Annotated in this window: 21 protein-coding genes; 11 read left to right on the forward strand and 10 right to left on the reverse strand. The window is 68.3% G+C overall.

The annotated features are described in order from the left end of the window. The first annotated feature begins 74 nt into the window (after window positions 1-74). The 11 genes from ASD28_RS13600 to ASD28_RS13650 all read left to right on the forward strand — a co-directional run bounded on the left by ASD28_RS13600 (window position 75) and on the right by ASD28_RS13650 (window position 11778). On the forward strand, window positions 75-1343 hold the full coding sequence (locus ASD28_RS13600) for an efflux RND transporter periplasmic adaptor subunit (protein ID WP_056128532.1): 1269 nt from the start codon (window positions 75-77) through the stop codon (window positions 1341-1343). An 18-nt stretch (window positions 1344-1361) separates the two neighbouring features. Beyond that, on the forward strand, window positions 1362-2078 hold the full coding sequence (locus tag ASD28_RS13605; protein ID WP_056128535.1) for an ABC transporter ATP-binding protein: 717 nt from the start codon (window positions 1362-1364) through the stop codon (window positions 2076-2078). A 10-nt stretch (window positions 2079-2088) separates the two neighbouring features. Next, the gene (locus ASD28_RS13610) at window positions 2089-3399 is read left to right on the forward strand and encodes an ABC transporter permease (protein ID WP_056128547.1); all 1311 of its coding nucleotides are present in this window, start codon (window positions 2089-2091) and stop codon (window positions 3397-3399) included. Window positions 3400-3417: 18 nt separating this feature from the next. Continuing rightward, window positions 3418-4653 (forward strand): ABC transporter permease, encoded by a 1236-nt coding sequence (locus ASD28_RS13615; protein WP_056128550.1) that lies wholly within the window; start codon window positions 3418-3420, stop codon window positions 4651-4653. A gap of 24 nt (window positions 4654-4677) precedes the next feature. Then, window positions 4678-6012: a sigma-54 dependent transcriptional regulator gene (locus tag ASD28_RS13620; RefSeq protein ID WP_056128553.1), complete on the forward strand. Its 1335-nt coding sequence runs from the start codon at window positions 4678-4680 to the stop codon at window positions 6010-6012. Continuing rightward, window positions 6009-7331, forward strand: a complete 1323-nt coding sequence (locus ASD28_RS13625) for a PAS domain-containing sensor histidine kinase (RefSeq protein ID WP_056128556.1) — start codon at window positions 6009-6011, stop codon at window positions 7329-7331. The genes ASD28_RS13620 and ASD28_RS13625 overlap by 4 nt, the downstream gene beginning before the upstream one ends. Window positions 7332-7562: 231 nt before the next feature. Further along, the gene (locus tag ASD28_RS13630; protein ID WP_082579137.1) at window positions 7563-7943 is read left to right on the forward strand and encodes an energy transducer TonB; all 381 of its coding nucleotides are present in this window, start codon (window positions 7563-7565) and stop codon (window positions 7941-7943) included. Further along, a complete protein-coding gene (locus ASD28_RS13635; RefSeq protein WP_056128562.1) occupies window positions 7943-8713 on the forward strand; it encodes a spermidine synthase in 771 nt (256 codons plus the stop codon). Before ASD28_RS13630 ends, ASD28_RS13635 begins: the two co-directional genes overlap by 1 nt. Window positions 8714-8753: 40 nt before the next feature. Continuing rightward, window positions 8754-9266, forward strand: a complete 513-nt coding sequence (locus tag ASD28_RS13640) for a GNAT family N-acetyltransferase (protein WP_056128565.1) — start codon at window positions 8754-8756, stop codon at window positions 9264-9266. A 102-nt stretch (window positions 9267-9368) separates the two neighbouring features. After that, the gene (locus tag ASD28_RS13645) at window positions 9369-10466 is read left to right on the forward strand and encodes an NAD/NADP octopine/nopaline dehydrogenase family protein (RefSeq protein ID WP_056128568.1); all 1098 of its coding nucleotides are present in this window, start codon (window positions 9369-9371) and stop codon (window positions 10464-10466) included. Beyond that, a complete protein-coding gene (locus ASD28_RS13650; protein ID WP_056128571.1) occupies window positions 10459-11778 on the forward strand; it encodes an AMP-binding protein in 1320 nt (439 codons plus the stop codon). Before ASD28_RS13645 ends, ASD28_RS13650 begins: the two co-directional genes overlap by 8 nt. Here the strand turns inward: ASD28_RS13650 and ASD28_RS13655 are convergent. The 10 genes from ASD28_RS13655 to ASD28_RS13700 form a co-directional block, all read right to left on the reverse strand. After that, a complete protein-coding gene (locus ASD28_RS13655) occupies window positions 11759-12793 on the reverse strand; it encodes an MBL fold metallo-hydrolase (RefSeq protein ID WP_056128574.1) in 1035 nt (344 codons plus the stop codon). The two genes, ASD28_RS13650 and ASD28_RS13655, sit on opposite strands and share 20 nt — an antisense overlap. Window positions 12794-12853: 60 nt before the next feature. Further along, window positions 12854-14368 (reverse strand): hypothetical protein, encoded by a 1515-nt coding sequence (locus tag ASD28_RS13660; protein ID WP_056128578.1) that lies wholly within the window; start codon window positions 14366-14368, stop codon window positions 12854-12856. Beyond that, window positions 14365-16341, reverse strand: coding sequence for a DUF4175 family protein (locus ASD28_RS13665; protein ID WP_056128581.1), 1977 nt, complete (start codon window positions 16339-16341; stop codon window positions 14365-14367). The genes ASD28_RS13660 and ASD28_RS13665 overlap by 4 nt, the downstream gene beginning before the upstream one ends. Further along, window positions 16325-17194 (reverse strand): BatA domain-containing protein, encoded by an 870-nt coding sequence (locus ASD28_RS13670; protein ID WP_229412392.1) that lies wholly within the window; start codon window positions 17192-17194, stop codon window positions 16325-16327. The genes ASD28_RS13665 and ASD28_RS13670 overlap by 17 nt, the downstream gene beginning before the upstream one ends. Next, window positions 17191-18075 (reverse strand): DUF58 domain-containing protein, encoded by an 885-nt coding sequence (locus tag ASD28_RS13675; RefSeq protein ID WP_056128589.1) that lies wholly within the window; start codon window positions 18073-18075, stop codon window positions 17191-17193. The genes ASD28_RS13670 and ASD28_RS13675 overlap by 4 nt, the downstream gene beginning before the upstream one ends. A gap of 3 nt (window positions 18076-18078) precedes the next feature. Beyond that, window positions 18079-19002: a MoxR family ATPase gene (locus ASD28_RS13680; protein ID WP_082577342.1), complete on the reverse strand. Its 924-nt coding sequence runs from the start codon at window positions 19000-19002 to the stop codon at window positions 18079-18081. A 75-nt stretch (window positions 19003-19077) separates the two neighbouring features. Continuing rightward, complete coding sequence (locus ASD28_RS13685; RefSeq protein ID WP_036240140.1) at window positions 19078-19698, reverse strand: DUF4159 domain-containing protein; 621 nt, start codon at window positions 19696-19698, stop codon at window positions 19078-19080. Window positions 19699-19703: 5 nt separating this feature from the next. Then, the gene (locus ASD28_RS13690; protein ID WP_056128594.1) at window positions 19704-21341 is read right to left on the reverse strand and encodes a TldD/PmbA family protein; all 1638 of its coding nucleotides are present in this window, start codon (window positions 21339-21341) and stop codon (window positions 19704-19706) included. Window positions 21342-21486: 145 nt separating this feature from the next. Beyond that, window positions 21487-22824 (reverse strand): TldD/PmbA family protein, encoded by a 1338-nt coding sequence (locus ASD28_RS13695; protein ID WP_056128598.1) that lies wholly within the window; start codon window positions 22822-22824, stop codon window positions 21487-21489. A gap of 13 nt (window positions 22825-22837) precedes the next feature. Next, window positions 22838-24475 carry a TldD/PmbA family protein gene (locus ASD28_RS13700; protein WP_056128602.1) on the reverse strand — a complete coding sequence of 546 codons (1638 nt, stop codon included), beginning with the start codon at window positions 24473-24475 and terminating at the stop codon, window positions 22838-22840. Window positions 24476-24787 lie beyond the last annotated feature (312 nt).

The following is a 24787-nucleotide window of genomic DNA, read 5'->3' on the forward strand; positions in this document are numbered from 1 at the left end:
CTGTGAAATCAATGGGTTAGCACATGGCACGGATCGTGCAAATACAGGCACTGTCCACAACCCGTGTCCACATCATGATCCGCGATACCTCACAACAAGACGCCGTCATTGCCCCGCCCCCGGGCCACAAGCTGAAGCGCCGCGCGCTCTGGGTCGGCAGCGCCGTCCTCGTGGCCGCCCTGTGCGCCGGCCTCGTGTCGACATGGCGCGGCAGCGAGGCGTCCGTCAGCGCGTCGCGCCTGCGCATCGCCGAGGTCACGCGCGGCACGCTCGTGCGCGACGCCTCCGTCAACGGCCGCGTCGTCGCCGCCGTCAGCCCGACGCTGTATGCCAAGGCCCCCGCCACCGTCAACCTGAAGGTCGCGGCCGGCGACACCGTCAAGAAGGGGCAGGTGCTGGCCGTGCTCGAATCGCCCGACCTGGCGGACGTGCTGAAACGCGAGACGTCCGCGTACGAAGGCCTGAAGGCCGAGGTGGCGCGCCAGCAGATCCTGTCGCGCAAGCAGAAGCTGCTGGCGCAGAAGGAGGCCGACACCGCCGAGATCGACCGCCTGTCCGCCCAGCGCACCCTGGAGCGCTACGACAGCGTGGGCCAGTTCGGCGTCATCGCCAAGATCGATTACCAGAAGGCGAAGGACGCGCTGCAGTCCGCACAGATCCGCGCGAAGCACGCGACGCAGGCGGCGAGCCTGGAAAGCGAGGACGTCGCGCTCGCGATCAAGACGAAGCTGAACGATCTGGAACGCGCGCGCCTGTCGATGGAAGAAGCGCAGCGCCGCGTCGACGAGCTGACCGTGCGCGCGCCCGTCGACGGTTTCATCGGCACCCTGAACGTGCAGGACCGCATGGTCGTCGCCGCGAACGCGCCGCTGATGACGCTCGTCGACCTGTCGAAGCTCGAGGTCGAGATCGAGGTGCCGGAGACGTATGCGGCCGACCTGGGCCTGGGCATGAACGCCGAGGTCACGCTGCCCTCGGGCACCGCGACGGGCAAGTTGTCGGCGCTGTCGCCGGAAGTCGTCAAGAGCATGGTGCTGGCGCGCGTGCGCTTCGACGGCGAACAGCCGAAGGGCCTGCGCCAGAGCCAGCGCGTGACGGCGCGCCTGCTCATCGAGGAACGCCCGAACGTGCTGATGGTGGCGCGCGGCCCGTTCGTCGAGAGCGAGGGCGGACGCTATGCCTACGTCGTGCGCGACGGGATCGCCACGCGCACGCCGATCCGCATGGGCGCCACCAGCATGTCGGCCGTCGAAATCGTGTCGGGCCTGAAGCTGGGCGACAAGGTCGTCGTCGCCGGCACCGACGCATTCAATAACGCGAACCGCATCTCGATCAACCAGTAACCAACCAAAGGATCCGCCATGCTGCGCATGACCAATCTCTCCAAGGTATACCGCACCCACATGATCGAGACGCACGCGCTGCGCGGCTTCGAGATCGAAGTCCGCGAGGGCGAGTTCGTCACCGTGACCGGCCCGTCCGGCTCGGGCAAGACGAGCTTCCTCAACATCGCCGGCCTGCTCGAGGAATTCACGTCCGGCGAATACATCCTCGACGGCGTCAACGTGAAGGGGCTGGACGACAACGCCCGCTCGCGCCTGCGCAACGAAAAGCTGGGCTTCATCTTCCAGGGTTTCAACTTGATCCCCGACCTGAACCTGTACGACAACGTCGACGTCCCGCTGCGCTACCGCGGCTTCAACGCGGCCGAGCGCAAGAAGCGCATCGAGGACGCCCTGGCGAAAGTCGGCCTGGCGTCGCGCATGAAGCATTATCCGGCCGAGCTGTCCGGCGGCCAGCAGCAGCGCGTGGCCATCGCGCGCGCGCTCGCGGGCTCGCCGAAACTGCTGCTGGCGGATGAACCGACCGGTAACCTCGATACGCAGATGGCGCGCGGCGTGATGGAACTGCTGGAAGAAATCAACGCGGCCGGCACGACGATCCTGATGGTCACGCACGATCCGGAACTGGCGGTGCGCACCACGCGCAACGTGCACATCATCGACGGCCAGGTGTCCGACCTCGTTCGCCGCGGCCCGACCCTCGTCGACACGAAGTCCGCCACGGTTACCGCATAAGGAGCGCACCATGTTCGGCTATTACTTCAGGCTCGGCGTGCGCAGCCTGCGCCGCAACCCCGCCCTCACGGCGCTGATGGTGCTGACGCTGGCCGTCGGCGTGGCCGCGAGCGTGTCCACGCTGACGATCCTGCACATGATGTCGAGCGACCCGATCCCGCAGAAGAGCACCCGGCTGTTCGTGCCACTGATCGACCCGGGCCCGGTGAAAGGCTATACGCCGGGCGAACGGCCGGAGGACATCCAGATCACCTACCAGGATGCGATGAACATGCTCAAGAGCGGCCAGGGCGTGCGCCGCACGGCGCTGTACGGCGTCGAAGCGTCGGTCGAGCCGCCGCGGCGCGAGATCGCCCCGTTCAACATGGGCGGCCTGGCGCCAACGCGCGACTTTTTCGCCATGTTCGACGTGCCGTTCGACTACGGTCAGCCGTGGACCGAGGCGGACGAGGCGCGCGCTGCCGACGTCGTGGTGCTGAGCCGCGCGATGGCGGACAAGCTGTTCGGCGACGTCAACCCGGTCGGCCGGCGCCTGAACCTGATGGGCTTTCCGTTCACCGTCGTCGGCGTTACCGCCAAGTGGAAGATGCTGCCGCGCGTCTACCTGCTCCAAGGCGGATCGCCCTACGTCACGGGCGAGGAGTTCTTCATTCCGCTACCGACCGCCATCCGCCACGAAACCCAGCACCGCGGCGGCATGAGCTGCTCCTCGAACGTCGGGCCGGGCTTCGCCGCGCGCCTCGCGTCCGACTGCACGTGGATCACCGCGTGGTTCGAAACCGCGTCGTCCGGCGACCGCGGCGACCTGCAATCCTGGCTCGACAGCTACGCGGCCGAACAGCGCAAGCTGGGCCGCCTGACGCGCAACGCGCCGAACCAGCTGTTCGATGCCCTGGGCTGGATGGAGTACACGCACGTCGTCGGCAAGGACAGCCAGTTGCAGACCTGGCTGTCCTTCGGCTTCCTCGCGCTGTGCCTCGTGAACACCATCGGCCTGTTGCTGGCCAAGTTTTCCGTGCGCGCCACCGAGATCGGCGTGCGGCGCGCACTGGGCGCCTCACGCACCGAGATCTTCCGCCAGTTCCTGATCGAGACCGCCGTCGTGGGACTCGTCGGCGGCGTGCTCGGCCTGCTCCTCGCGTTCGGCGCGCTGGCCCTGATCCGCATGTCGAGCGATTCGATGGCTGCCGTCGCCCACATGGATTGGGAAATGCTGGGACTGACCTTCGTGATCTCGGTCGGCGCCGCCATCCTCGCCGGCCTGCTGCCGACCTGGCGCGCGTGCCAGGTCACGCCGGCGATCCAGCTCAAATCGCAATAACGGCCCTAGGAGAACGCCATGGAATTCCGTCCCATCCTATCCGCGCTGCTGCGCAACAAGACCGGCCCCCTGCTGGTCGCGCTGCAGGTCGCACTCAGCCTGGCGATCCTCGCCAACGCCGTGCACATCGTGAACGAGCGGCGCGCGGTCATGTCGCGTCCGTCCGGCCTCGCCGACGAGCACGCGGTGTTCCACATCGCCGTGCGCACGCTCAGCAACGCCACGCCGGAGCAGCAGCTGGCCGACATCAGACGCCAGACCGAGGTCCTGCGCGCCGTCCCCGGCGTGGTCGCCGCGGCCCAGGTCAGCCAGGTGCCGATGTCGCGCAGCGGCAGCAACACCAGCATCGTGCTCGACCCGCGCCAGGAGCGGTCCAGTACCGACATATCGACCTATGTGTCCGGCGATTCGCTCATCAAGACGTTCGGCCTCACGCTCGTCGAGGGCCGCGATTTCCAGCCGCAGGAACTCGTCGACGTGAACGAGCGCACGGAGGACGTGTATCCGCCGGGCGTCATCATCACGAAGCCGACGGCCGACAAGCTGTGGCCGGGCACGAGCGCGATCGGCAAGACGATCTACTTCGGCGTCGGCGCCGACGCGCATCCGGCGCGCATCATCGGCGTGGTCGAGAACCTGATCAGCGCGCACGCCGAGACCAGGGAACGCGGCATGCATTCCGTGCTGATCCCCCAGCGCCAGTACGGCGGCGGCCGCGGCACGCTGTATGCCGTGCGCACGGAGCAGGGCCAGCGCGACCGCGTGATGAAGGAGGCGGAGGCGGCGCTGCGCAAGTCGTCGGCCACGCCGATGATCATGGAGCTCGGGACTACCGACGACGACCGCAAGAACCGCTACCGCGGCGACGCCGCGCTGCAGTGGATGCTGATCACCGTGAGCGCGCTGCTCGTGCTGATCACCTGTTCCGGCATCGTCGGCATGGCCAGCCTGTGGGTCACCCAGCGCCGCAAGCAGATCGGCGTGCGGCGCGCGCTGGGCGCGAAGAAGACCGACATCCTGCGCTACTTCATCGCGGAGAACTTCATGATCACGAGCGCCGGCGTATTCGGCGGCGTGGCGCTGGGCCTCGCGCTGAACCAGCTCCTCGTCAGCAAGCTGGAGATGGCGCGCCTGCCGGCCGGCTATCTCGTGTTCGGCGCCCTCGGCTTCTGGCTGCTGGGCGTGGCGGCGGCCTACGGTCCGGCGTGGCGCGCGGCCAGCATTTCGCCGGCCACCGCGACGCGCAGCGTGTGACCCGGCAGTGATATGCTAGCGGGCATGCCTACCGTATTGATCATCGATGACAACGCCGCCGTCGGCATCGCGCTCGACGTCCTGTTTTCGCTGCACGACATCGCCTCGCTGCGCGCCGCCTCGCCCGAGGAAGGTCTCGCCCTCCTCGCGCGCGAACAAGTCGATCTCGTCATCCAGGACATGAACTTCACGGCCGACACCACGTCGGGCGAGGAAGGGGTCGCGCTGTTCCGCGCGATCCGGAAAGAATATCCGGACCTGCCGGTGATCCTGCTGACGGCGTGGACGCACCTGGACGCGGCCGTCGACCTGATCAAGGCCGGCGCCGCCGATTACCTGTCGAAGCCGTGGAACGACGACCGCCTGCTCGCGACGGTGACGAACCTGATCGAACTGGGACAGGCCAACCGCGCACTGGGCCAGCGCCTGCAGCGCGAACGCCGCGCGCGGCGCGAACTGGAACAGCAGTTCGACCTGCGTGGCCTCGTGTGGGCCGACCCGGCCACGGAGCGCGTGCTGAGCCTCGCCTGCCAGGTGGCGCGCGCCGACGTGCCGGTCCTGATCACGGGGCCGAACGGCACGGGCAAGGAACGCATCGCCGAAATCATCCAGGCGAATTCGATGGTCCGCGACGGCCCGTTCGTGGTGCTGAACTGCGGCGCGCTGCCGTCGGAACTGATCGAGGCAGAGCTGTTCGGCGCCGACGCCGGCGCGTACACGGGCGCGTCGAAGGCGCGCGAAGGCAAGTTCGAGGCGGCCGACGGCGGCACCTTGTTCCTCGACGAGATCGGCAACCTGCCGCTGGCCGGCCAGATGAAACTCCTGCGCGTGCTGGAGACCGGGCGCTTCGAGCGCCTCGGCTCCAACCGCGAGCGCCAGGTGAAGGTGCGCGTGATCAGCGCGACGAACGCGGACCTCGCGGCGATGATCCGCGCCGGCACCTTCCGCGAAGATTTGTATTACCGCCTGAACGTGATCGAACTGAAGCTGCCGGCGCTGGCCGCGCGTCCCGGCGACATCCTGCCGCTGGCGCACGGCTTCCTCCCGCGCGGCAAGACCCTGCATCCGGGCGCGGAAGCCGCCCTGCTCGCGCACAACTGGCCAGGCAATGTGCGCGAACTGAAGAACGTGATGGCGCGCGCGAACCTGCTGGCCCAGGGCGACGTGATCAAGCCGCCCGACCTCGGCCTGCCGCTGCCGGCCCATGCCGCGCTCGACGCGGAACCGGACCGCGAGGCGATCACGCAGGCGCTCGCGCGCGCGGGCGGCGTGATCGCGCAGGCGGCCGCGGAACTCGGGCTGTCGCGCCAGGCCCTGTATCGTCGCATGGAGCGGCTCGGCATCGCCCGCGCCGCATGAAATTCCGGCTGTCGCTCGTCACGCGCTGGTCGGCCCTCGTCGGCACGCTGCTGGCGGTCGGGATCATCATCGCGCTCGCGCTCGACCATCTGCTGCCGGGCCGTCCGCTCGCGGTGCTGGGCATCTGCCTGCTGTGCGTCGTGCCGATTTCCATCATCACCCTGCGCTCGCAGGTGCAGCCGATCCTGTCGCTGTTCCGCGCGCTGGAGGGCACGGTCACCAGCTACCGCGACGGCGATTTTTCGTTCAGCCTGCACTGGCCGCAGAACGACGAACTGTCGGACCTCATCGCCGCCCACAACGCGCTGGGCGAAGTGCTGCGCGAGCAGAGACTGGACCTCGTGCAGCGCGAACTGTTGCTCGACACGATGGTGCAGAACACGCCCGTCGCCATGCTGCTCGTGACGGAGCCGCCGGGCGCCGCCGGCCGTGTCATCGTCTACGCGAACGTGGCGGCGCGCCAGCTACTGTTCGAGGGCCATAAACTGGAAGGCCACGCGCTGCACGACGTGCTGCAAAAGACGCCGGCCCTCGTGGAAGCGCTGGCGCGCGGCGGCGACGGCCTGTTCACGGCCGGCGACGGCGAAGAGGAAGAGGTCTACCACCTCGCCCGCCGCAACTTCAGCCTGAACGGCCGGCGCCACGAATTGCTGCTGCTGCGCCAGCTGACGGCCGAACTGCGGCGCCAGGAAGTGCAGACGTGGAAAAAAGTCATCCGCGTCATCAGCCACGAATTGAACAATTCGCTGGCCCCGCTCGCATCGCTCGCCCACTCCGGCGCGGAGCTCGTGCGGCGCGGCCAGACGGAGCGCCTGCCGCAGATCCTGCAGACCATCGGCGAACGCACGCGCCACCTGGAGAGCTTCATCCTCGGCTACGCGCGCTTCGCCAAGCTGCCGGCGCCGCGCCTGGAGACGATCGCGTGGGCCGATTTCGTGGCCGGCCTCGCGGGCCAGGTGGCGTTCCGCCTGGGCGGAGAACTGCCGGAATCTCCGGCGCACATCGACCGCGCGCAGATGGAACAGGCGCTCCTCAACCTGCTGAAGAACGCGCACGAATCCGGCTCGCGTCCGGAAGACGTCGAGCTGCACGTACGGCGCGTGCAGGACGTGGTCCGCATCGACGTATTCGATCGCGGCACGGGGATGAACGACGCCGTGCTGACGAACGCCCTCGTCCCGTTCTACTCGACGAAGCGCAGCGGCACGGGCCTCGGCCTGGCGCTGGCGCGCGAAATCGCCGAAGCCCACGGCGGCCGCATCACCCTCGGCAACCGCGAGGGCGGCGGCCTGGCCGTCACCCTGATCCTGCCCGCCTGAACTCGACACTTCGGGGTCAGAGCCCGGTTTTAGGAAATTGCTCAGATTCGGGGTCAGGTCCCTTTTTTTTGACGCCATTCCGCCGGTTGAACGCCGTTCCACGTACTTACCCGCACAATAGGCGAGGTTGAGCGCAACGACCATTTATAATGTGCTCTGACCCCGAATTTGCCGCGAAAGCGCACGATCGTGCGATACTCCCGGTTTCGTCGACGTTGGAGTACGCGAGGAATGATCCGACTACCTTTGTTTTGCATGACCGCGCTGGCGCTGTTGGCCGGCTGCGTCCAGTCTCCCGCCACCCGTACGGCCTCTGCGCCCGCGCAGCCGCAGCAACCGCCGCAGCAGCAGGTGCCGGGCCAGCATTGCGCGCCGCCCGCCTATCCGCAGGAAGCGCTGCAGGCGCGCATGAGCGGCGTGTCGATGATGGCCTTCCTGGTCGGCAGCGACGGCACCGTGCGCGAATCGCGCCTGCTCAAGTCGAGCGGTTACGCGATCCTCGACCACGCCGCGGAAGCCGCGCTCCGGCTGTGCCGCTTCAAGCCCACGCTGAAGAACGGCCATACGGTCGCGGCGTGGCAGCCCGTCCAGTACGCGTGGTCGCTGCCGTAATGACCAACGCCAGGGATCCCCGCTTCGCCCGGCCCGGCCACCCGCCGGCCACGATCACCGAATTCGAAGGCGTGCGCTCGCTGCACCTCGGCACCTCGTGGGTGCAGGGCGCGATGCGGCTGGCGCGGCCCGATGCGATCGAGCTGGAATACGTCCAGATGATGATGATGTGGATGCTGTTCCTGCCGAATCCGCGCCGCATCGTGCAACTGGGCCTCGGCAGCGCCGCGCTGACGAAGTTCTCCCACCTGCGCTTTCCGCAGGCGCGCGTGACGGCCGTCGAGCTGAATCCGAACGTCATCGCCATCTGCCGCGAACACTTCGGCCTGCCGTCCGACGACGACCGCCTGGACGTGCGCGAGATGGATGCGCTGGACTTCGTGATGGACGAGGCCAATCACGGCACGGTGGACGTGCTGCAGGTCGACCTGTACGACGAGGAAGCGCGCGGCCCCGTGCTCGATACGCCCGAGTTCTACGCCGCGTGCGCCGCCTGCCTGAAGAGCGGGGGCGTCATGACCGCCAACGTGTTCGGCGATTTTTCCAACTACGACAAGAACCTCGATGCGATGCGCGATGCGTTCGACGCCGTCGTCTGGCTGCCCGAGGTCCACGACGCCAACATCGTCGTCGTCGCGTTCAAGGACGCGCCGCAGATCGACTTCGCCGTGCTGTACGAACGCGCGGCCGACATCAAGCGGCGCTACAACCTGCCGGCCAAGAGCTGGGTCAACGGGTTGAAGGAGTGGATGCGCGACCACGCCGGCTGATCGTGCGCCGGCCCCGGCCCCGCTCGGGCTAGCATGGGGCATGGCCACCGACATCTCGCTCCTGCGCACCGCGCGCCTGCAACTGGTCGTCCCGGCAGCCCGCCACGCGGGGGCATTCGCGGCCCTGCATGCGAACCCGTACACGATGCGCTACATCGGCCAGGGCCGCCCGCTCGACCGGACGGACGCCTGGCTGCATCTCGCCATGCTGATCGGGCACTGGCAGATGCGCGGCTACGGCGCGTGGATGCTCGAAGATCCCGCCGACGGCAGTTTCGTCGGCCGCGTCGGCCTGTTCCATCCGGCCGGGTGGGACGAAGCGGAACTGGGCTGGATGATCGTGCCCGCGCTGCGCGGCCGCGGTCTCGCCACGGAAGCGGCGCGGGCCGTGCGCGACGTCGCGTTCGGCACGCTGGGCATGACGTCGTTGATCAGCCTGATCAAGCCCGGCAACGAAGCGTCGCGCCGCGTCGCATTGAAAGCCGGGGCCATCGCCGCCGAGACCGTCAGCTTCCCGGACGGTCCCCTGCAGACCTACCGCTACCGCAAATAGTTCCGTCATGCGCGGCGCATACGACTGAGCCAGCGCAACTCAACCAAAAGTGTAATGGGCATTGTCATGAAACGTCATCGACGATTCTGACGGAGCTCAAGCATGAACGTGTTAATGGTTGGCGCCGGCAATGCCGGCTGCGCGCTCGGGGCCCTGCTGGCGCTGGATGGTCACCGTGTCGCCCTGCTCAAGACGTCGCGCGCGCTGCATGACGAGAACTTCGACGCGGTCGCCGCAACACGCGCGATCACGGTGCACGGCAAGGCCGGCGACGGCACACCGCGCACGGCCGCGCTGGCGCTCGCCACGCGCGATCCGGACGAAGCCTTCGGCATCGCGCCCGACGCCGTCGTCGTCACCACGCAGACGCAGTGCCATCCGCACGTCGCCGCGCTGATCGGCCCCCGGCTCGACGGCCGCCCGCTCGTGCTGCTGGCGCCCGGCTACCTGGGCTCGTTCCACTTCCTGCCCTGGCAGGCCCGCGCCGGGTTCCTGCTGGCGGAAGGCGAAAGCCTGCCCTACGACGCACGCCTCGTCGCGCCGGGCACCGTCGACATCCTGTTCCGCAACGTGCGCAACGCGCTGGCCTTCATGCCGCGGGCCCGCGCGGCCGAGGGTCTGGCCCGCGCGGCCCGTTTGTTCCCGACGTATGTCGCGACCCGCACCAACGTGGTCGAATCCGCGCTGCACAATCCGAACCTCGTCGTGCACACCATCGGCACGCTGCTCTCGGCCAGCCGCATCGAATACGCGGAAGGCGAATTCTGGATGTACCGCGAAGCGTTCACGCCCTCGGTCCTACGCCTGCTGGCGCGGCTCGACGCGGAAAAGAACGCCGTCATCGCGGCCACGGGTGGCCAGCCGTCGCCGTATTTAAACGAGTGCCGCTTCCGCAACGCCGACGACCTGGACGAACCCGCGCTGGCCGTGTTCCGCCGCTACGCGCGGGAAGGCGGCCCGAAAGGACCGGCCAGCATGGAGACGCGCTTCATCACGGAAGACGTGCCGATGGGCCTCGCCCTGCTGTCCTCGATCGGCCGCCTGATGGACGTGCCGACACCGGTGGCGGATGCGCTGATCGTGATCGCCGAAGGCCTGCTCGACCGCGATTTCCGCAGCGCACCCGAGGCGCGCACCCTGGCGAGCCTCGGGCTGGGCGACGCGTCGGCGGCCGACTTCCGCCGCCTGCTCGATGCTTGAACGCGCCGCCCTGTACGGCTGGCTGGCGCGCCGCTACTACGCGTGGCGCCCGTATCTTCCGGCCCGCCTGCTGTACCACCCGGACTATTTCCGCCTGCGCGCGCTGCTCGCCGGCGACGCCGCGGCCATCGATGCCCTCGCGCGGCGCCGCCTGCGCCGCATCCTCGTGCACGCGCTCGCGCACGTGCCGCACTACCGCCGCACCGTGCGGCTCGGCGTCGCCGAGGCGGCGCACGAACCGCTCGCCGAGGTGCTGGCCGCCTTTCCCTGGCTGACCAAGGACGAGGTGATGGCGCGGCAGCGCGACTTCCTCGACAGCCGCCTCGACCCACGCCGGCTGCTGTACGCGACGAGCGGCGGCTCGTCCGGCCAGGGCATCGGCATGTGGCGCAACAAGCGCCTGGCCGACATCGAAAAAGCCTTCTTCGCGCACGAGTGGGGGCGCTTCGGCTTCTCGTTCGACAAATCGCGCATCCTGCGCATCGGCGCCGACGCACGCCGCCACGCGCACGAGCCGCCGGTGCGTGTGGCGGGCAACCGCCTGATGCTGTCGCCCTACCACGTCGGCGCCGCGCACCGCGCCGCCATCCTCGCGGCCATCAACCGCTTCCGCCCGGACTACGTGCACGCGTATCCCAGCTCCGCGGCGGCGCTGGCCGAACTGCTCGATCCCGGCGACCTCGATGTCCGCGTGCGCGCCGTGCTGCTGGCGTCCGAGCCCGTCACGCCCGCGCAACTGGCGGCGCTGCGCCGGCTGTTCGATTGCCCCGTCTCGCTCAACTACGGCCTGTCGGAACGCACGAACCTGGCCTTCGCCACATGCACCGGGCTTGCGGGCGCGGACTATCGCTTCCAGCCCCTGTACGGCTGGTCGGAAAACCGCTGGGACGGCGAGCGCGCGGAAATCGCCGGCACCTCGCTGTGGAACGACGTGATGCCGCTGATCCGCTACCGCACCGGCGACTACGGCGTGATCGAGGCAGGCGGCCGCTGCGCCGCCATCGATGGGCGCGCGCAGGAATTCCTGGTCGACCGCGCGGGCAACCGCATCCCCGGCCTCTCTATCGTCATCGACGAAGCCACGTGGGACGTCGTGCGCCTGTACCAGGTGCGCCAGCGGCGTCCCGGCGAGATCGTCCTCGCGGTGGTGGGACGCCACGGCCCGCTCGACGCCGCCCAGCGCGCCTTCCTGCTGGACGCCCAGCGGCGCCGCTGGGGCGACCGGTTCGACATCACCTTGCAGGAAGAAAGCGACATCCCGCTGGCGCCGAACGGCAAGCGCAAGCTGGTGGTCAGCGCGCCGGGTGCGTGAGCGGCAGGGCCGGCGCGGGCATCGCCTCGCGCCACCAGTCGGCGCCCTCCTGCGGCTGCGCGAGCGCAAGGCGCTCGCCCATCATCGGCGTCGCCAGCTTCACGCCGGCCGCGCGCGCAAGATCGGCGATGCGCTCGAACGGTTCGTACCACGGATGCAGCGCCAGGTCGAACGTGCCGTTGTGGACCGGGACCAGCCAGCGCCCGCGCAGGTCCAGGTGCGCCTGCAGCGTCTCCTCGGGCAGCATGTGCACCTCGGGCCACATCGCGTTGTAGGCGCCGTTTTCGACGAACGTCACGTCGAACGGGCCGAAACGCTCGCCGATGGTCTTGAAGTCGTCGTGGTAACCCGTGTCCCCGCTGAAGAACAGCTTCAGTCCCGCCGCTTCGATCACCCACGACACCCACAACGTGCGGTCGCCGTCGCTCAGGCTCCGGCCGGAAAAATGCCGCGACGGCGCCGCCGTCAGGCGCAGGCCCTCGACATCGGTCGACTGCCACCAGTCGAGCTGGCGCACCTTCGCCGGATCGACGCCCCAGCGGACGATGCGGTCGCCCACGCCGAGCGGCGCGATGAACCGGTCGGCCTTGGGAATCAGGCGCTTGATGCTGTCGTAATCCAGATGGTCGTAATGGTCGTGCGACAGGATCACGCCGGCCAGCCGCGGCAGCGCCTCGATGCCGATCGGCGGCGCGTGAAAACGCTTCGGACCGGCCCACTGCACCGGCGCCGCGCGCTCGGAAAACACGGGATCCGTGAGCCAGTAGCGGCCGGCGAGCTTGAACAGCATCGTCGAATGGCCCAGGCGCCACAGGCTCGCGTCGGGCGCGGATTCGATGTCGGCCCTTGTCACCGGCTGCACGGGCAGCGGCTGGTCGGGCGCCGCCGTCTTCGGCTTCGTCGTCGACACTTTCCAGAACAGCGCCAGCATCTCCATGATGCCCTGGCGGCGGCGCGGGACGACGTTGCGGAAACGGCCGTCGGGGTGACGTGGGGCGTTGGTGGATTCAGACATGGCGGAGATGGATCGAAAGACGATGAACGATCATCGCACGTTCGGGAAATTCATGCCGGCTCACCTCCGTTCGCGCCACCACAGCGAGAGCATGGCCAGCGCGAACGCGACGCCGAACGGCCACACGGGCAGCGGCCGCGTACCCGGTGCGACCGGCGCCGGCGTGCGCGCCGCATACTGCGCAGTCGCCGCACGGCGTTCGCTGCGTTGCCACAATGGCCAGTCGCCCGGCGCATACACGTACACCTGGCCGTCGTTCGTGCCCGTTCGCAGATGGAGCCAGCCGCTGGCCGCCGGCCACACGGCCACGCAGGCGGCGTCCACGTGTTCCGGGCGGCGCTGCCAGGCGAGTGTCTGCTTCAGTTCCGCCACGGTCACGCTCCCGCTCACGCCGCGCGCGCAGATCGCGAGACGCCGCTGCGGCAGCGGCATCTCCTCCGGATCGAGCCACGCGACGTCCGCGCGGCGCTGCACGCGCAGGCGGTCGAGAACGTCCTGCCACCACAGCGCCAGCTGGCGCGGTTGCGCGATCGCGTGGCGGTGCCAGTCGCCCAGGCCCAGCCAGGCGATGCGGCCGTCTTTCCAGTCGCGCGTCCACAGGCCGTCCTCGCCGATCCACTCGCCGGCGCGGTCGCCGTTCGGATTCAGGCCGGCGGACGCCATCGGCAGCACCGTGTCGATGGTCTTGTTGGCCGGCTGCGGCGCCAGCGGCAATTTCACGCTGCGCGCCCACGTACTCGCATCGCGCGCATTCGCGCCCAGCACGAGCAGCCGCGCACCGCCTGCCACGCGCGCGAGCAGCGCATCGCGGGAGGCGGCGCCGGCCCGCTCGAACCAGGCCGCGTCGACGATCTCCAGCTCGGGCTTGTCCATTTCCGCGCGCGCCGTCTCCGCACGTCCCAGTCCTTTGCCCAGTTCGACCTGCCAGTCGATGACGGCGCCGCTCGCCGCGAGCAGGTCGTCCAGCACGCGCAGGTCGAACGACGGCGCGCCGAACCGGCCGCGCACCTGCAGCGGCGCGGGATCGGTCACCGTGAACGGCACGGGGCCTTCATCGACGACCTTGCCCGCGGCGTCGAGCAGGCGCGCCCTCAGCACGAGCCGTTGCGCGACGGGCGGCAGCCATTGCACGGCGAGGTCGGTGTCGCCTTTCGCTTCGGCCAATACTTGCCCGTTCTCCGCCAGCAGTTGCAGGCGGCCGGGCGCGGACCACGAACGGTGCACCCTCAGCGTGAACACGCGGCCCAGCGCGATCGTGCGCGGGAAGTCGAGATCGATCGCCGAGGTGTCGGGCTTGTTCCAGTCGAGCGGACGGGCCGGCAGGTCGTCCCACTCGGCCGCACGCAGACCGTCGCCGGCCAGGCGCAAGATGCGCACGCCGGCCAGCGTGCGCGGCGGGTCGGCCGCATCGACCGTCAGCGTGGTCCCCGCCTCCCCCGGCAACGAAAATTCTCCGACCATGCCGGCCAGCGCGACGCCCGCGACCAGCGCCAGCACGGCATCGATCCAGTGCCGGCGCGCGGCATACCCCAGCGCGGCCAGCACGCCAACGACGACAGCGGCAATGGCAATCATCGCCCGCCTCCTTGCAGCGCTTTCGCGAACGGCGTCTCGACGACGGGCCGCGCCTGCAGCAGCACGGGCGCGTCAAGCACGCCGCCGCGCAGCCACGCGGCCAGTTGCGCACGCGCGGCCGGCTTGCCGTCGGCCACGTCCTGGATCGCCCGCTGCGCCGCGAGCCGCTGCTCGTCGTCCGTGATGCGCTCGCGCACCCAGTCATGCGCCGTGCGCGTCCACAACACGGGCAGCGGACCGTCGCCGCCGAGCGCCTGCACGAGGTCGCGCAGGTTCGCCGGCACGATCTCCGCGGCGTCCGACTGCGCCCGCTTGTAGCTGGCCGCGCCGGCCATGTCGCCGCTCATGCGCTTGTCCTCCTTGATCGCCGGCGGCGCGAACGCCGTCTTGTGCAGATAGATGCGTTCCGCCTGCTGCAGCGCCTTGATCGCGTCCAGCGCCTTGTACTCGGGCGGCAGCGCGGTCTTCGGCGTGATGGCGCGCAGCGCCTTTTCCGCGTCCCACATCGCGGACAGCGCGCGCCGCAGCAGTTTTTTCGTCGCGTCGTCGAACAGGGTCGCGTTCTCGACCGAGTCGTGCGCGTGGCCGAATTCGTGCAGCACGTCGAGCTTTGCACCCGGCTTTTCATCATGGTCGTCGTCCTTGCCGAACAACGTGGATTCCTCGCCGAGGAACTGGCCGTAGCGGCGGCGCAGCGCGGCCTGGTCGGCGGCGATGCTTTCGCTGCGCTCGCGCACGTCGTCCTCTCGCATCTTCTTCGACCGCATGTCCGCCACCAGCTGCTCCGTGTCGATGATGACCTGGCGCTGGCTGCGCAGGCTTTCCGGCTTGACGAGCGTGGGCAGCGCCGTCGTCTCTTCAACCTGTTCCGATGGCGGCGCGGGCAGGCGCAGCGTGACCGTGGGCGATTGCACCGTGTGCGGCCGCGCCGCGTTGTCGCTGGCACGCACGAAGAAGTACAACTCGTCGCCGGGCTCCATGCCGAGGTCCGTGAGCAGCCAATCGCGGCTCCAGCTGCGCCGGCGCGGGTCGGTCGATGCGGGCAGCGGCAGTTCGCGGTCGCTGAAGCGGATGTTCTCGCCGCTGCCGCGCGCCAGCGTGAGGTGCAGCGTGGCCTGCTGGACGCGGTAGTCGTCGGTGACGGTCACCACGATGGCCGCGTTCTTTGCATCGCGCGGCAGGTCCTTCGTCATCTCGTTGGGCTGCGTGATCGCGATCTCGGGCGGCTGGTCCGGGATCACCTTCAGCGTGTAGCGCGTGCCGCGCCAGCGCCAGAAGATGGACTCCGTCGCCGTCCAGCGCGCGCACGCCGGTCCCGCGTGCAGGGCCTGGCCGTCGCTCAGTTCGATGGTCTCATCCGCCTTCCGTGGGTCGTCGAGGCACCATTCGACCGCGGTCTGCTCGGGCACCTGCGCATCCTTCGGTGTGGACGACGATGGCGCCACGTCCGTGTACGACGGCGGCGCCAGTTTCACGACCAGTCCCGCATGCGTCGTGGGCGCGGTTGCCGGCCGTCCGGCCGCATGAGCGGCAGTGTGCGGACCCGCCGCGTGCGGCAGCAAGGCCGAACCCCACGCCAGCCCCGCGAGCGCGAGATTCGCGAGCAGCCACGTCCAGCCGAACGGCACGTGCGCGGCCACGATGGCGCGCACGCGGCGCGGCGGCAGCGCGGCGTCGATGCGTTTCAGCAGGCGCTCGCGCTGCAGGCGCGCGACGGGCGTCTCCGGTTCCTCCGCCAGCAGCCCGGCGCTGTCTTCCATCTCGGGCACGGCGCCGTCGACCCAGTGCGTCCAGCCATGCGCCACGCGGCGTTGCAGGTGCAGGCCGTCCCACGCGCAGAACGCGGACCACGCCAGCAGGCCGGGGCCGGAGCGCAGCAGCAGCCAGGGCAGCGCGCCGACGAACCACAAGCCGGCCCGGCGCAGCAATGCGGTGCGCCACAAGCGGCGCGCGAGATCAACGGCGCCGGACATGGGTCACGATCCTTTCGAGTGCGAACAGCGCGACGAGCGCGAGGCCCAGCCAATGGCGCAGCGCACCGGAGGCCGGTCCGGCCGGCGCGGCGGCATCCGGCGCGAGCGCCTGTGCGGGCGCCGTGTAGGGTCGTACGCCGAGATACTGGCGCTGCCACGCGGCGAACAGGGCGCGGGCACCGTCGGCGTCGTGCGGCGGCTCGGCGCGCCACAGCGGTGCGCGCAGGCCGGCCGGCGGCGCGTCGGACCGGTCCCACACGACGAGTTCCGTACGCGGGCCGGGCGCCGCATCCACGACGATATGCCACGGCCCCTCGGCCGCCGCGAACAGCCGGCGCCAGTCGTCGACGCGGTCGCTGAAGACGGCGACGTGACGTTCGACCGGTGCGGCAGGCGCCGCCACCGTGCGCAACTCGACGGCGTGACGGAAGCGCGGCAGCACGGCCGGCATGACGGCATCGCCGACGACGACAAGGCGCGCACCCGGTTCGAATTCGCGCTCGTGCGCATGCAGCCACGTCACGGCGTCGCGATCGGGCAAGGTAATGCGCTGGCCAGCCTCTTTGGCGACGACCGCCGGCGGCGTCCCCGGCACGACCAGCACCGTGTCCCCGCGCCACGCCAGCACGAGGTCGGCCAGCAGCGCGATCAGGGTCGCCAGCAGCAGGCAGCGCAGCGCCAGCAGGATCACGTCGTGCCAGCGCCACACGCGCTGCTGCTTCGGCTCCGCCGCCGGCAGGAAGCGTGCCGAGGCAAGCAAGGCCGTCTTCGTCTGCTCTCGCTTCTGGCGGTGCCACAGGATGGGCAGCAGCACGACCGGCAGCGCCCACCACCACAAGCTCATCCCGTTCATGCGACCCGCGCCCTCCGTAACCAGGCGCGCAGGACTTCACCGGGCGCCTGCTCGATGCGCGCCTGGACCAGCGGCACGTCGTTCTTGCGGCACGCGCGCACGACCTCGTCGAAGTGCGCGGCACGGTTGCGGACGTACGCTTCCTTCACGTCACGGCCGAAGCGGTAGACGGCGCCGCCGTGCTCGGGGTCGCGGTAAGCCGGCGTCGCGTCGAACGCGGCATCCGCCTCGGCCTGCGTGTGCAGGCACAGGGCGCGCACGTCGTGGCGCATGCGGCGCAACCGGAGCAGCGCATCGGACAGCGGCGACGGCCAGTCGAGGAAGTCGCTGGCCACGCACACGACGCCGGGCGCGCGGCTGAAATGCAGGCTGGCGCGCAGGGTGTCGGCGCCGGGCAGCATGCCGCCCGCGTCGGCGCCGTTCAGGCGCGCCAGCACGCGCTGCAGCTGGCGCGGCCCGCGCGCCGCCGGCGTGAAATCGGCACGCTCGCCGCAGCACACGACCAGGCCGAATGCATCGCCCTGGCGTTGTGCGATGGCGGCCACGCACGCGAGCAGCACGCGCGCATACTGCAGTTTCGTGAGTCCTTCGATGCTGCGGCTGGGCTCCGCCATCGATGCCGTCGCATCCAGCACGAGCCAGACGGCGACGTGGCTGTCGCGCTCCGCCTCGCGCACGTAGTACCGATCGGCGCGCGCCAGCAGTTTCCAATCGACGCGGCGCCACTCGTCGCCCGGCGCATAGGCCCGGTATTCCGAGAACTCGACACCCGCACCCCGCTCGCGCCCGGCGTGGATGCCGTGGCCGAGCCCCGCCAGCACGTGGCGCACCACGAGGTCGAGGTTGGTCGTGTGCGCAATCAGCGACGATGGAGACAACATGTCTTACTCGGCCCGGATCCCGGCGTGCAGCGCGGCGAGGATGTCCGCGATGGCGACGCCGTCCGCCTCGGCCTCGAAGTTGCGCAGCACGCGGTGCGCCAGCACCGGCAGCAGCATCGCTTTGATGTCGTCGCGCGTGACGGCGAGGCGGCCATGCATCAGCGCGCGCGCCTTCGACGCCAGCACGAGGGCCTGGCCGGCGCGCGGACCGGCGCCCCAGCCGATGTGCTTGCGGATCGCGTCCACCGGCGAATCGGCCGGGCGCGTGGCGCGCACGAGGCGCGTCGCGTAGCGCAGCATCGCGTCCGAAATCTCGATGTCGCGCACGAGCAGCTGCAGGCGCAGCAGCGTCTCCAGGTCCATCGCGGGATCGGCGTCGCGCAGGCCGGCGTGCGTCGTCGCGCCGACCATCATCATCTCTTCATCCTCGGTCGGGTAGCCGACGTCGATGCGCAGCAGGAAGCGGTCGAGCTGCGCTTCCGGCAGCGGATACGTGCCGGCCTGCTCGATCGGATTCTGCGTCGCGAGCACGAAGAACGGCTTCGGCAGCTTGTGCGTCTGGCCGGCGAACGTGACGGATCGTTCCTGCATCGCTTCGAGCAGCGCGGATTGCGTCTTCGGCGGCGCGCGGTTGATCTCGTCGGCGAGCAGCACCTGCGTGAACACGGGGCCCGGCTGGAAGCGGAACACGCGCTGGCGCGTGGCCTGGTCTTCTTCCAGGATCTCGGTGCCGACGATATCGGACGGCATCAGGTCGGGCGTGAACTGCACGCGCCGGAACTGCATGTCGGTCGCCTGCGCCAGCGATTTCACGAGCAGCGTCTTGCCGAGGCCCGGCACGCCCTCGACGAGCGCATGGCCGCCGCCCAACAGGCACGTCACCAGCAGATCGATCACGTCGCGCTGGCCGATGATCACGCGGCCCATGCTCGCCTTGAGCGCGTCCACCTTCGCCGTCAGGTCGGCGATCTCGTTCTCAGTCCATGCAGCTTCTGCCACTTGCTAGGCTCCTAACGCATATTGAATGATGTTGACGGCGAACCGCGTGTTGTCGACCGCGAGCCAGCGCTTGTTGCGGAAGTCGTAGTCCCACTCGCAGCCGTAGTCCTTGTTCGAGTACAGCACGCCGATGCGGCCACCCACCTCGATGGCGCGCAGGTATTCGTGCACGAGATCGTCGCCCCAGCCGTTCAGCTCCACCGCCGTGTTGGGCGGACCGTCGAAGTGGAAGAAGCTGGAATACAGGCGGTGATTATTCGGGATCTTGTGCAGCGCCTTCGGGCCGAAGATGCGCGCCATCTCGGCCTCGAACGATTTGGCGAACAGGCCGTCGATGTCGTGGTTGCAGTCGTCCACGAACACGAAGCCGCCGCCCTTCACGTAGCGCTCGAAGTTGCGCCGCTCGGCGGGGGTGAACTGGACGAGCTTGTGCCCGGCCAGGTAGCAGAACGGCGCTTCGAGCATCTTCGGATCCGCCAGGGCGACGATGCGCTCCGCGGTATCCACCCTGAGCGTCGTGTACTCGACGAGCGAGTTCAGGACGTTGCTGGGCATGCGTTGGTCCACGTCCCAGTCGCCCGACTCGTACGTCAACCGCGTGAAGTAGAAGTCGTACGTCGCCATTCTCTTCAGCCGATCTTGCGGCCCGTGTTGATCACGTTGATGCCGTTGAAGCGCGTGGTCGACGTGCCGTGCGAGACGGCACTGACCTGGCTCGGCTGGCCCTTGCCGTCGAAGAAGGAGCCGCTCATGCGCCAGTCGCGTTCATCGCAGATCGCCGTGCACGCATTCCAGAAGTCCTGCGTGTTCGACTGGTACGCCACGTCTTCCAGCATCTGGCCGATCTTGCCGTCTTTGATCTCGAAGTACAGCTGGCCGCCGAACTGGAAGTTGTAGCGCTGCTGGTCGATGGAGTAGGAGCCGCGGCCGAGGATGTAGATGCCCTTCTTGACGTCCTTGACCATCTCGTCCGGGGTCATCTTCAGCTTGCCCGGAACGAGCGACACGTTCGGCATGCGCTGGAACTGCACCTTGCTCCAGCTGTCCGCGTACGAGCAGCCGTGCGATTCCTTTTCGCCGATGATGTGCGCCTGGTCGCGCGTGGCCTGGTAGTTGACGAGGATGCCGTCCTTGATGATGTCCCAGCGCTTCGCGGGCACGCCCTCGTCGTCGTAGGCGACGGCGCCCAGCGAACCCGGCGCCGTCTTGTCGCCCGTGAAGTTGACGATCTTCGAACCGAAATTGAAGTTACGGGACTCCCACTTGTCCAGCGTGCAGAAACTCGTGCCGGCGTAATTGGCTTCATAGCCCAGCACGCGGTCCAGCTCCGTCGGGTGGCCGACGGATTCGTGGATCGTCAGGAACAGGTTTTCCGGCGCCAGCACGAGGTCGTACTTGCCCGGGTCGACGGTCCGCGCGGTCAGCTTCTCGCGCGCCTGGCGGCCCGCGTTCTTCGCTTCCTCGACGATGTCGTAGCCGCCGTTGTACAGCGTGGCCACGCCGCCGGCCGCGCGCACCTTGTGCTCCGGCTTCACGTCGAACCATTCATAGCCCATGCCGACCGGCGGCGCCAGGCCCGCGCGCGAACGGAATCTGCCGGTCGCCTTGTCGACCGCGGTCGCGTTGATCGGTGCCCACAGGCGGTGGATGTCCTGGTCGATGTACGAGCCGTCGGTCGATGCAAAATACTTCTGTTGGTTCACCTGGAACAAATTCGCCGTCATGAAGCTGGCGCCCGCGGCGAGGCCCGCCTTGTTCGCGGCGATCAGCATATCGGCCTTGTCCTTGACGGGGACGGTGCGCCAGTCTTTCCTGATCGGCGTGGCCCACGCGACTTCGCCCACACCTTTCACGGGCGCGAGCTGCACGGGTTCCGTCTGCAGCTTCGCGTTGGCCTGCGCGATGGCCACGGCCTGGCGCGCGGCGCCGGCGACGGCGTCTGGGGTCAGGGAATTCGTGGCGGCGAAGCCGTAGGCGCCGGCGGCGATCACGCGCACGCCGATGCCGGTCGATTCGGTATTCGTCACGCTCTCGACGTTCAGGTCGCGCGTGGTGATGTACTGGTTCAGGTAGCGGCCGATGCGCACGTCGCAGTACGAGGCGCCCGCTTTTTTCGCGGCGTCCAGCGCGGTGTCGGCCAGCGACTTCTTGAAGCTCAACGCGAGGGGATTGAGCAGTTCCTCGGCGGCGATCGCGTTGCCGAACACGGGGACCAGCATGGCGCCGGCCGTGCCGGCACCGATTTTGAGGAAGGTACGGCGTTCCATGAATTCTCCATTACCGCAAAACCGTCGTTCCCGCGGAGGCGGGAACCCAAGTAAGGTATGCGGCCTTGCGGCGTGAAACCATGCCGCAAACGAAATTGGGTCCCCGCCAAGGCGGACGGCCAGTCCGGGGACGACGTGCTTATTTTTACACCGCGTCCGAAAGCGACGTGAAGTTGAAGTCGCGTACCTTCATCGGCGGAATCAGCATCTGGAACGGCACCTCGTCGCCACCGATGACGACCGGCTTGCCGATCTCCTCGATGTTGTTGAGCATCGTGACGGGGCTTTCGTTGAAGCGGAAGTTCTTGATCGGGTACTTGATCTTGCCGTTCTCGATGTAGAACGTGCCGTCGCGGGTCAGGCCCGTCAGCAGCACCGATTGCGGATCGACCATGCGGATGTACCACGTGCGGGTCACGAGCACGCCCTTCTTCGTGTTGGCGATCAGCTCCGCCGTCGACTTGTCCGTGCCGGCCATGATGATGTTGCCCGGCGTGGCCGTCGCCGGCACGCCCTTCTTCTTGGCCCAGTACTGCGAGTAGTTCAGCGCGTTGACCTTGCCGTCCTTGATCAGGTCCATGCGCTTGCGCGCGATGAGGTTCTCGGTGTCCCACGGCAGCACGGGCACGTCCGGGTTCCACGGGTCGGCCCAGATGTTGACCTGCTGGTCGAACAGCTTGTCCCCCAGGCGCGAGGCGCCGCCCTTCTTCGACAGGAAGCTGCGGCCTTCGTCGGTCTGGCGCGCATCGAAGCCGAACAGCATGTAGCCGAGCAGCTCCGACGTGGCCGCCGGTTCCAGGATCACGGTGTAGCGGCCCGGTTCCAGTGCTTTCGCGTCGACGGAGCGCAGCGCCTTTTCGATCGCGACATCGGCCGCTTCGCGCGCGTCGAACCTGTTCGCGTCGGTGGCCGAGCGCTTGACCCAGCCGGAGCCGCGGCCGTCTTCCGTGCGCACGGTGCAGGTGAAATCGAGACTCGTCTGCTGCTGGTGGCCATACACGCCGTTCGAGTTGGCCACGCTGGAGAACTGGTTACCGTCCGTGAAGAAGCCGGCGGCGACGAGCTTGTTCTTCTTGCAGGCTTCGATCGCATACGCCGCGGTCTGGGCGCGGAAGTCCGGATCGATGGCGGCCGTCTTCGCGCTGAACGTCTGCGACGCCTTGTACTCCTGCTTCGACACGGCCGGCATGAATTCCGGATTCTCCGGCGCCAAGCGGGCGAGGTCCTCGGCGCGGCGCACGACTTTTTCCAGCGACTTGTCGTCGAACTCGTTGATGGTGGCGGTGCCCTGGCGCTTGCCGAAAGCGACCGTCACCGAGATGTTGGTGTCGTCCGCGAGGCCGGCGGTGGAGACCTGGTTGCGCGCGAAGCGGATGTTGCCGTTGCGGCTGCCGCTCACGGTGACGATGCATTCGTCGGCCTTCGAGAACGAGAGGACGCGGTCGGTGATGTGTTTGGTCTGTTCCTGGGTCAGGATGGTCATGATGCAGGTCCCCTTAGCCGATCTTGCGGGCGGTGTTGATGACGTTGATGCCGTTGAAGCGCGCGGTCGACGACCCGTGCGACACGATGCTGATCTGCGGAGGCTGGCCCTTGCCGTCGAAGAAGGAGCCGCCCATGCGCCAATCGCGCTCGTCGCAGATCGCCGTGCACGCATTCCAGAAGTCCTGCGTGTTCGACTGGTATGCCACGTCTTCCAGCATCTGGCCGATCTTGCCGTTGTTGATCTCGTAGAACAGCTGGCCGCCGAACTGGAAGTTGTAGCGCTGCTGGTCGATCGAGAACGAACCGTCGCCCACGATGTAGATGCCCTTCTTGATGTCCTTGACCATCTCGTCGGGCGTGAGCTTCTTCTTGCCGGCCTGCAGAGACACGTTCGGCATGCGCTGGAACTGCACGTTGCTCCAGCTGTCCGCGTACGAGCAGCCGTCCGATTCTTCCTTGCCGATGATGTGCGCCTGGTCGCGCGTGGCCTGGTAGCTGACGAGGATGCCGTCCTTGATGATGTCCCAGCGCTTGGTCTTGACGCCTTCGTCGTCGTAGCCCACGTTGCCCAGCGAGCCCGGGGTCGTCTTGTCGGCGACGATGTTCACCAGCGGCGAGCCGTACTTGAACGACTTCGACTCCCATTTATCCAGCGTGGCGAAGCTGGTGCCGGCGTAGTTCGCCTCGTAGCCCAGCACGCGATCCAATTCGGTCGGGTGGCCGACGGATTCGTGGATCGTCAGGTACAGGTGTTCCGGCGACAGCATCAGGTCGTACTTGCCCGGCGTGACCGACTTCGCGGTCAGCTTGCGCTTGGCGTCGCGGCCCGCGGCGCGCGCGTCCTCGACGATATCGTACGATTTCGTGTACAACGTGGCGACGCCGCCCGCCGCCTTGATCTTGTCTTCCTTGCGGGCGTCCAGGTATTCGTAGCCCATGCCGACCGGCGTCGACAGGCCGCTGCGCGAACGGAACTTGCCGCTGGCCTTGTCCACCGCGGTCGCGGAGAACGGCGCCCACAGGCGCTGCACGTCCTGGTCGATGTACGAACCGTCGGTCGATGCGAAATACTTCTGCTGGTTCACCTGGAACAGCATCGACTGCATGAAGCTCGCGCCGGCATCCATGCCCGCCTTGTTCGCCGCGATCAGCAGTTCGGCCTTGTCCTTGATGGGCACCGCGCGCCAGTCCTTGACGATGGGGGTTGCCCACGACACCTCGCCCACGCCCTTGACCGGTGCGAGACGGACCGGCTCGGACTGCAGCCTGGCGTTCGCCTTGGCGATCGCCACCGCCTGGCGCGCCGCGCCCGCGATGCCGTCCGGGGTCATGTCGTTGGTGGCGGCGAAGCCGTACGCGCCGTTGACCACCACGCGCACGCCGACGCCGGCCGATTCCGTGTTCGTCACGTTCTCGACGTTCAGGTCGCGGGTGATGATGTACTGGTTGAGATAGCGGCCGATGCGCACGTCGCAATAGCTCGCGCCGGCCTTGGTGGCGGCGTTCAGCGCGGTGTCGGCCAGCGCCTTCTTGGCCGCGATGGGCATCGCGGTGAGCAGCTCCTCGGCGGCGATGGCGTTGCCGAAGACGGGTACCAGCATGGCACCGGCGGTTCCGGCACCGATTTTAAGGAAGGTACGGCGTTCCATGGGTTCTCCTGAAATCACACACTTCTTTTTGGTCAGCGCCCCGGGTGGCGGGCCGCTCCTTTTTTTACTGCGGGGGTCATGAAGCCGATGCACCTTAGCAGCAAGTTGACGTTTTGAATAGGCAATCTTCATGCCACGTGGCAGGCGGCGGATTTGCACGCGTTCCGGCGTTTTTCGGTGTCCGCGACTGTCCGCCCGGTGTCCGCGACAGGTGGGCCGGACACCTCGCATATGCATGCGTCATTACGCCTGGATGCAACACGAGATTACTGAATGGTTACGCGTGAGAATTCGTGCATTTTTATAGTTAAG

The organism is Massilia sp. Root133 (assembly GCF_001426525.1).
In the GTDB taxonomy this organism is placed as follows: domain Bacteria; phylum Pseudomonadota; class Gammaproteobacteria; order Burkholderiales; family Burkholderiaceae_D; genus Telluria; species Telluria orientalis.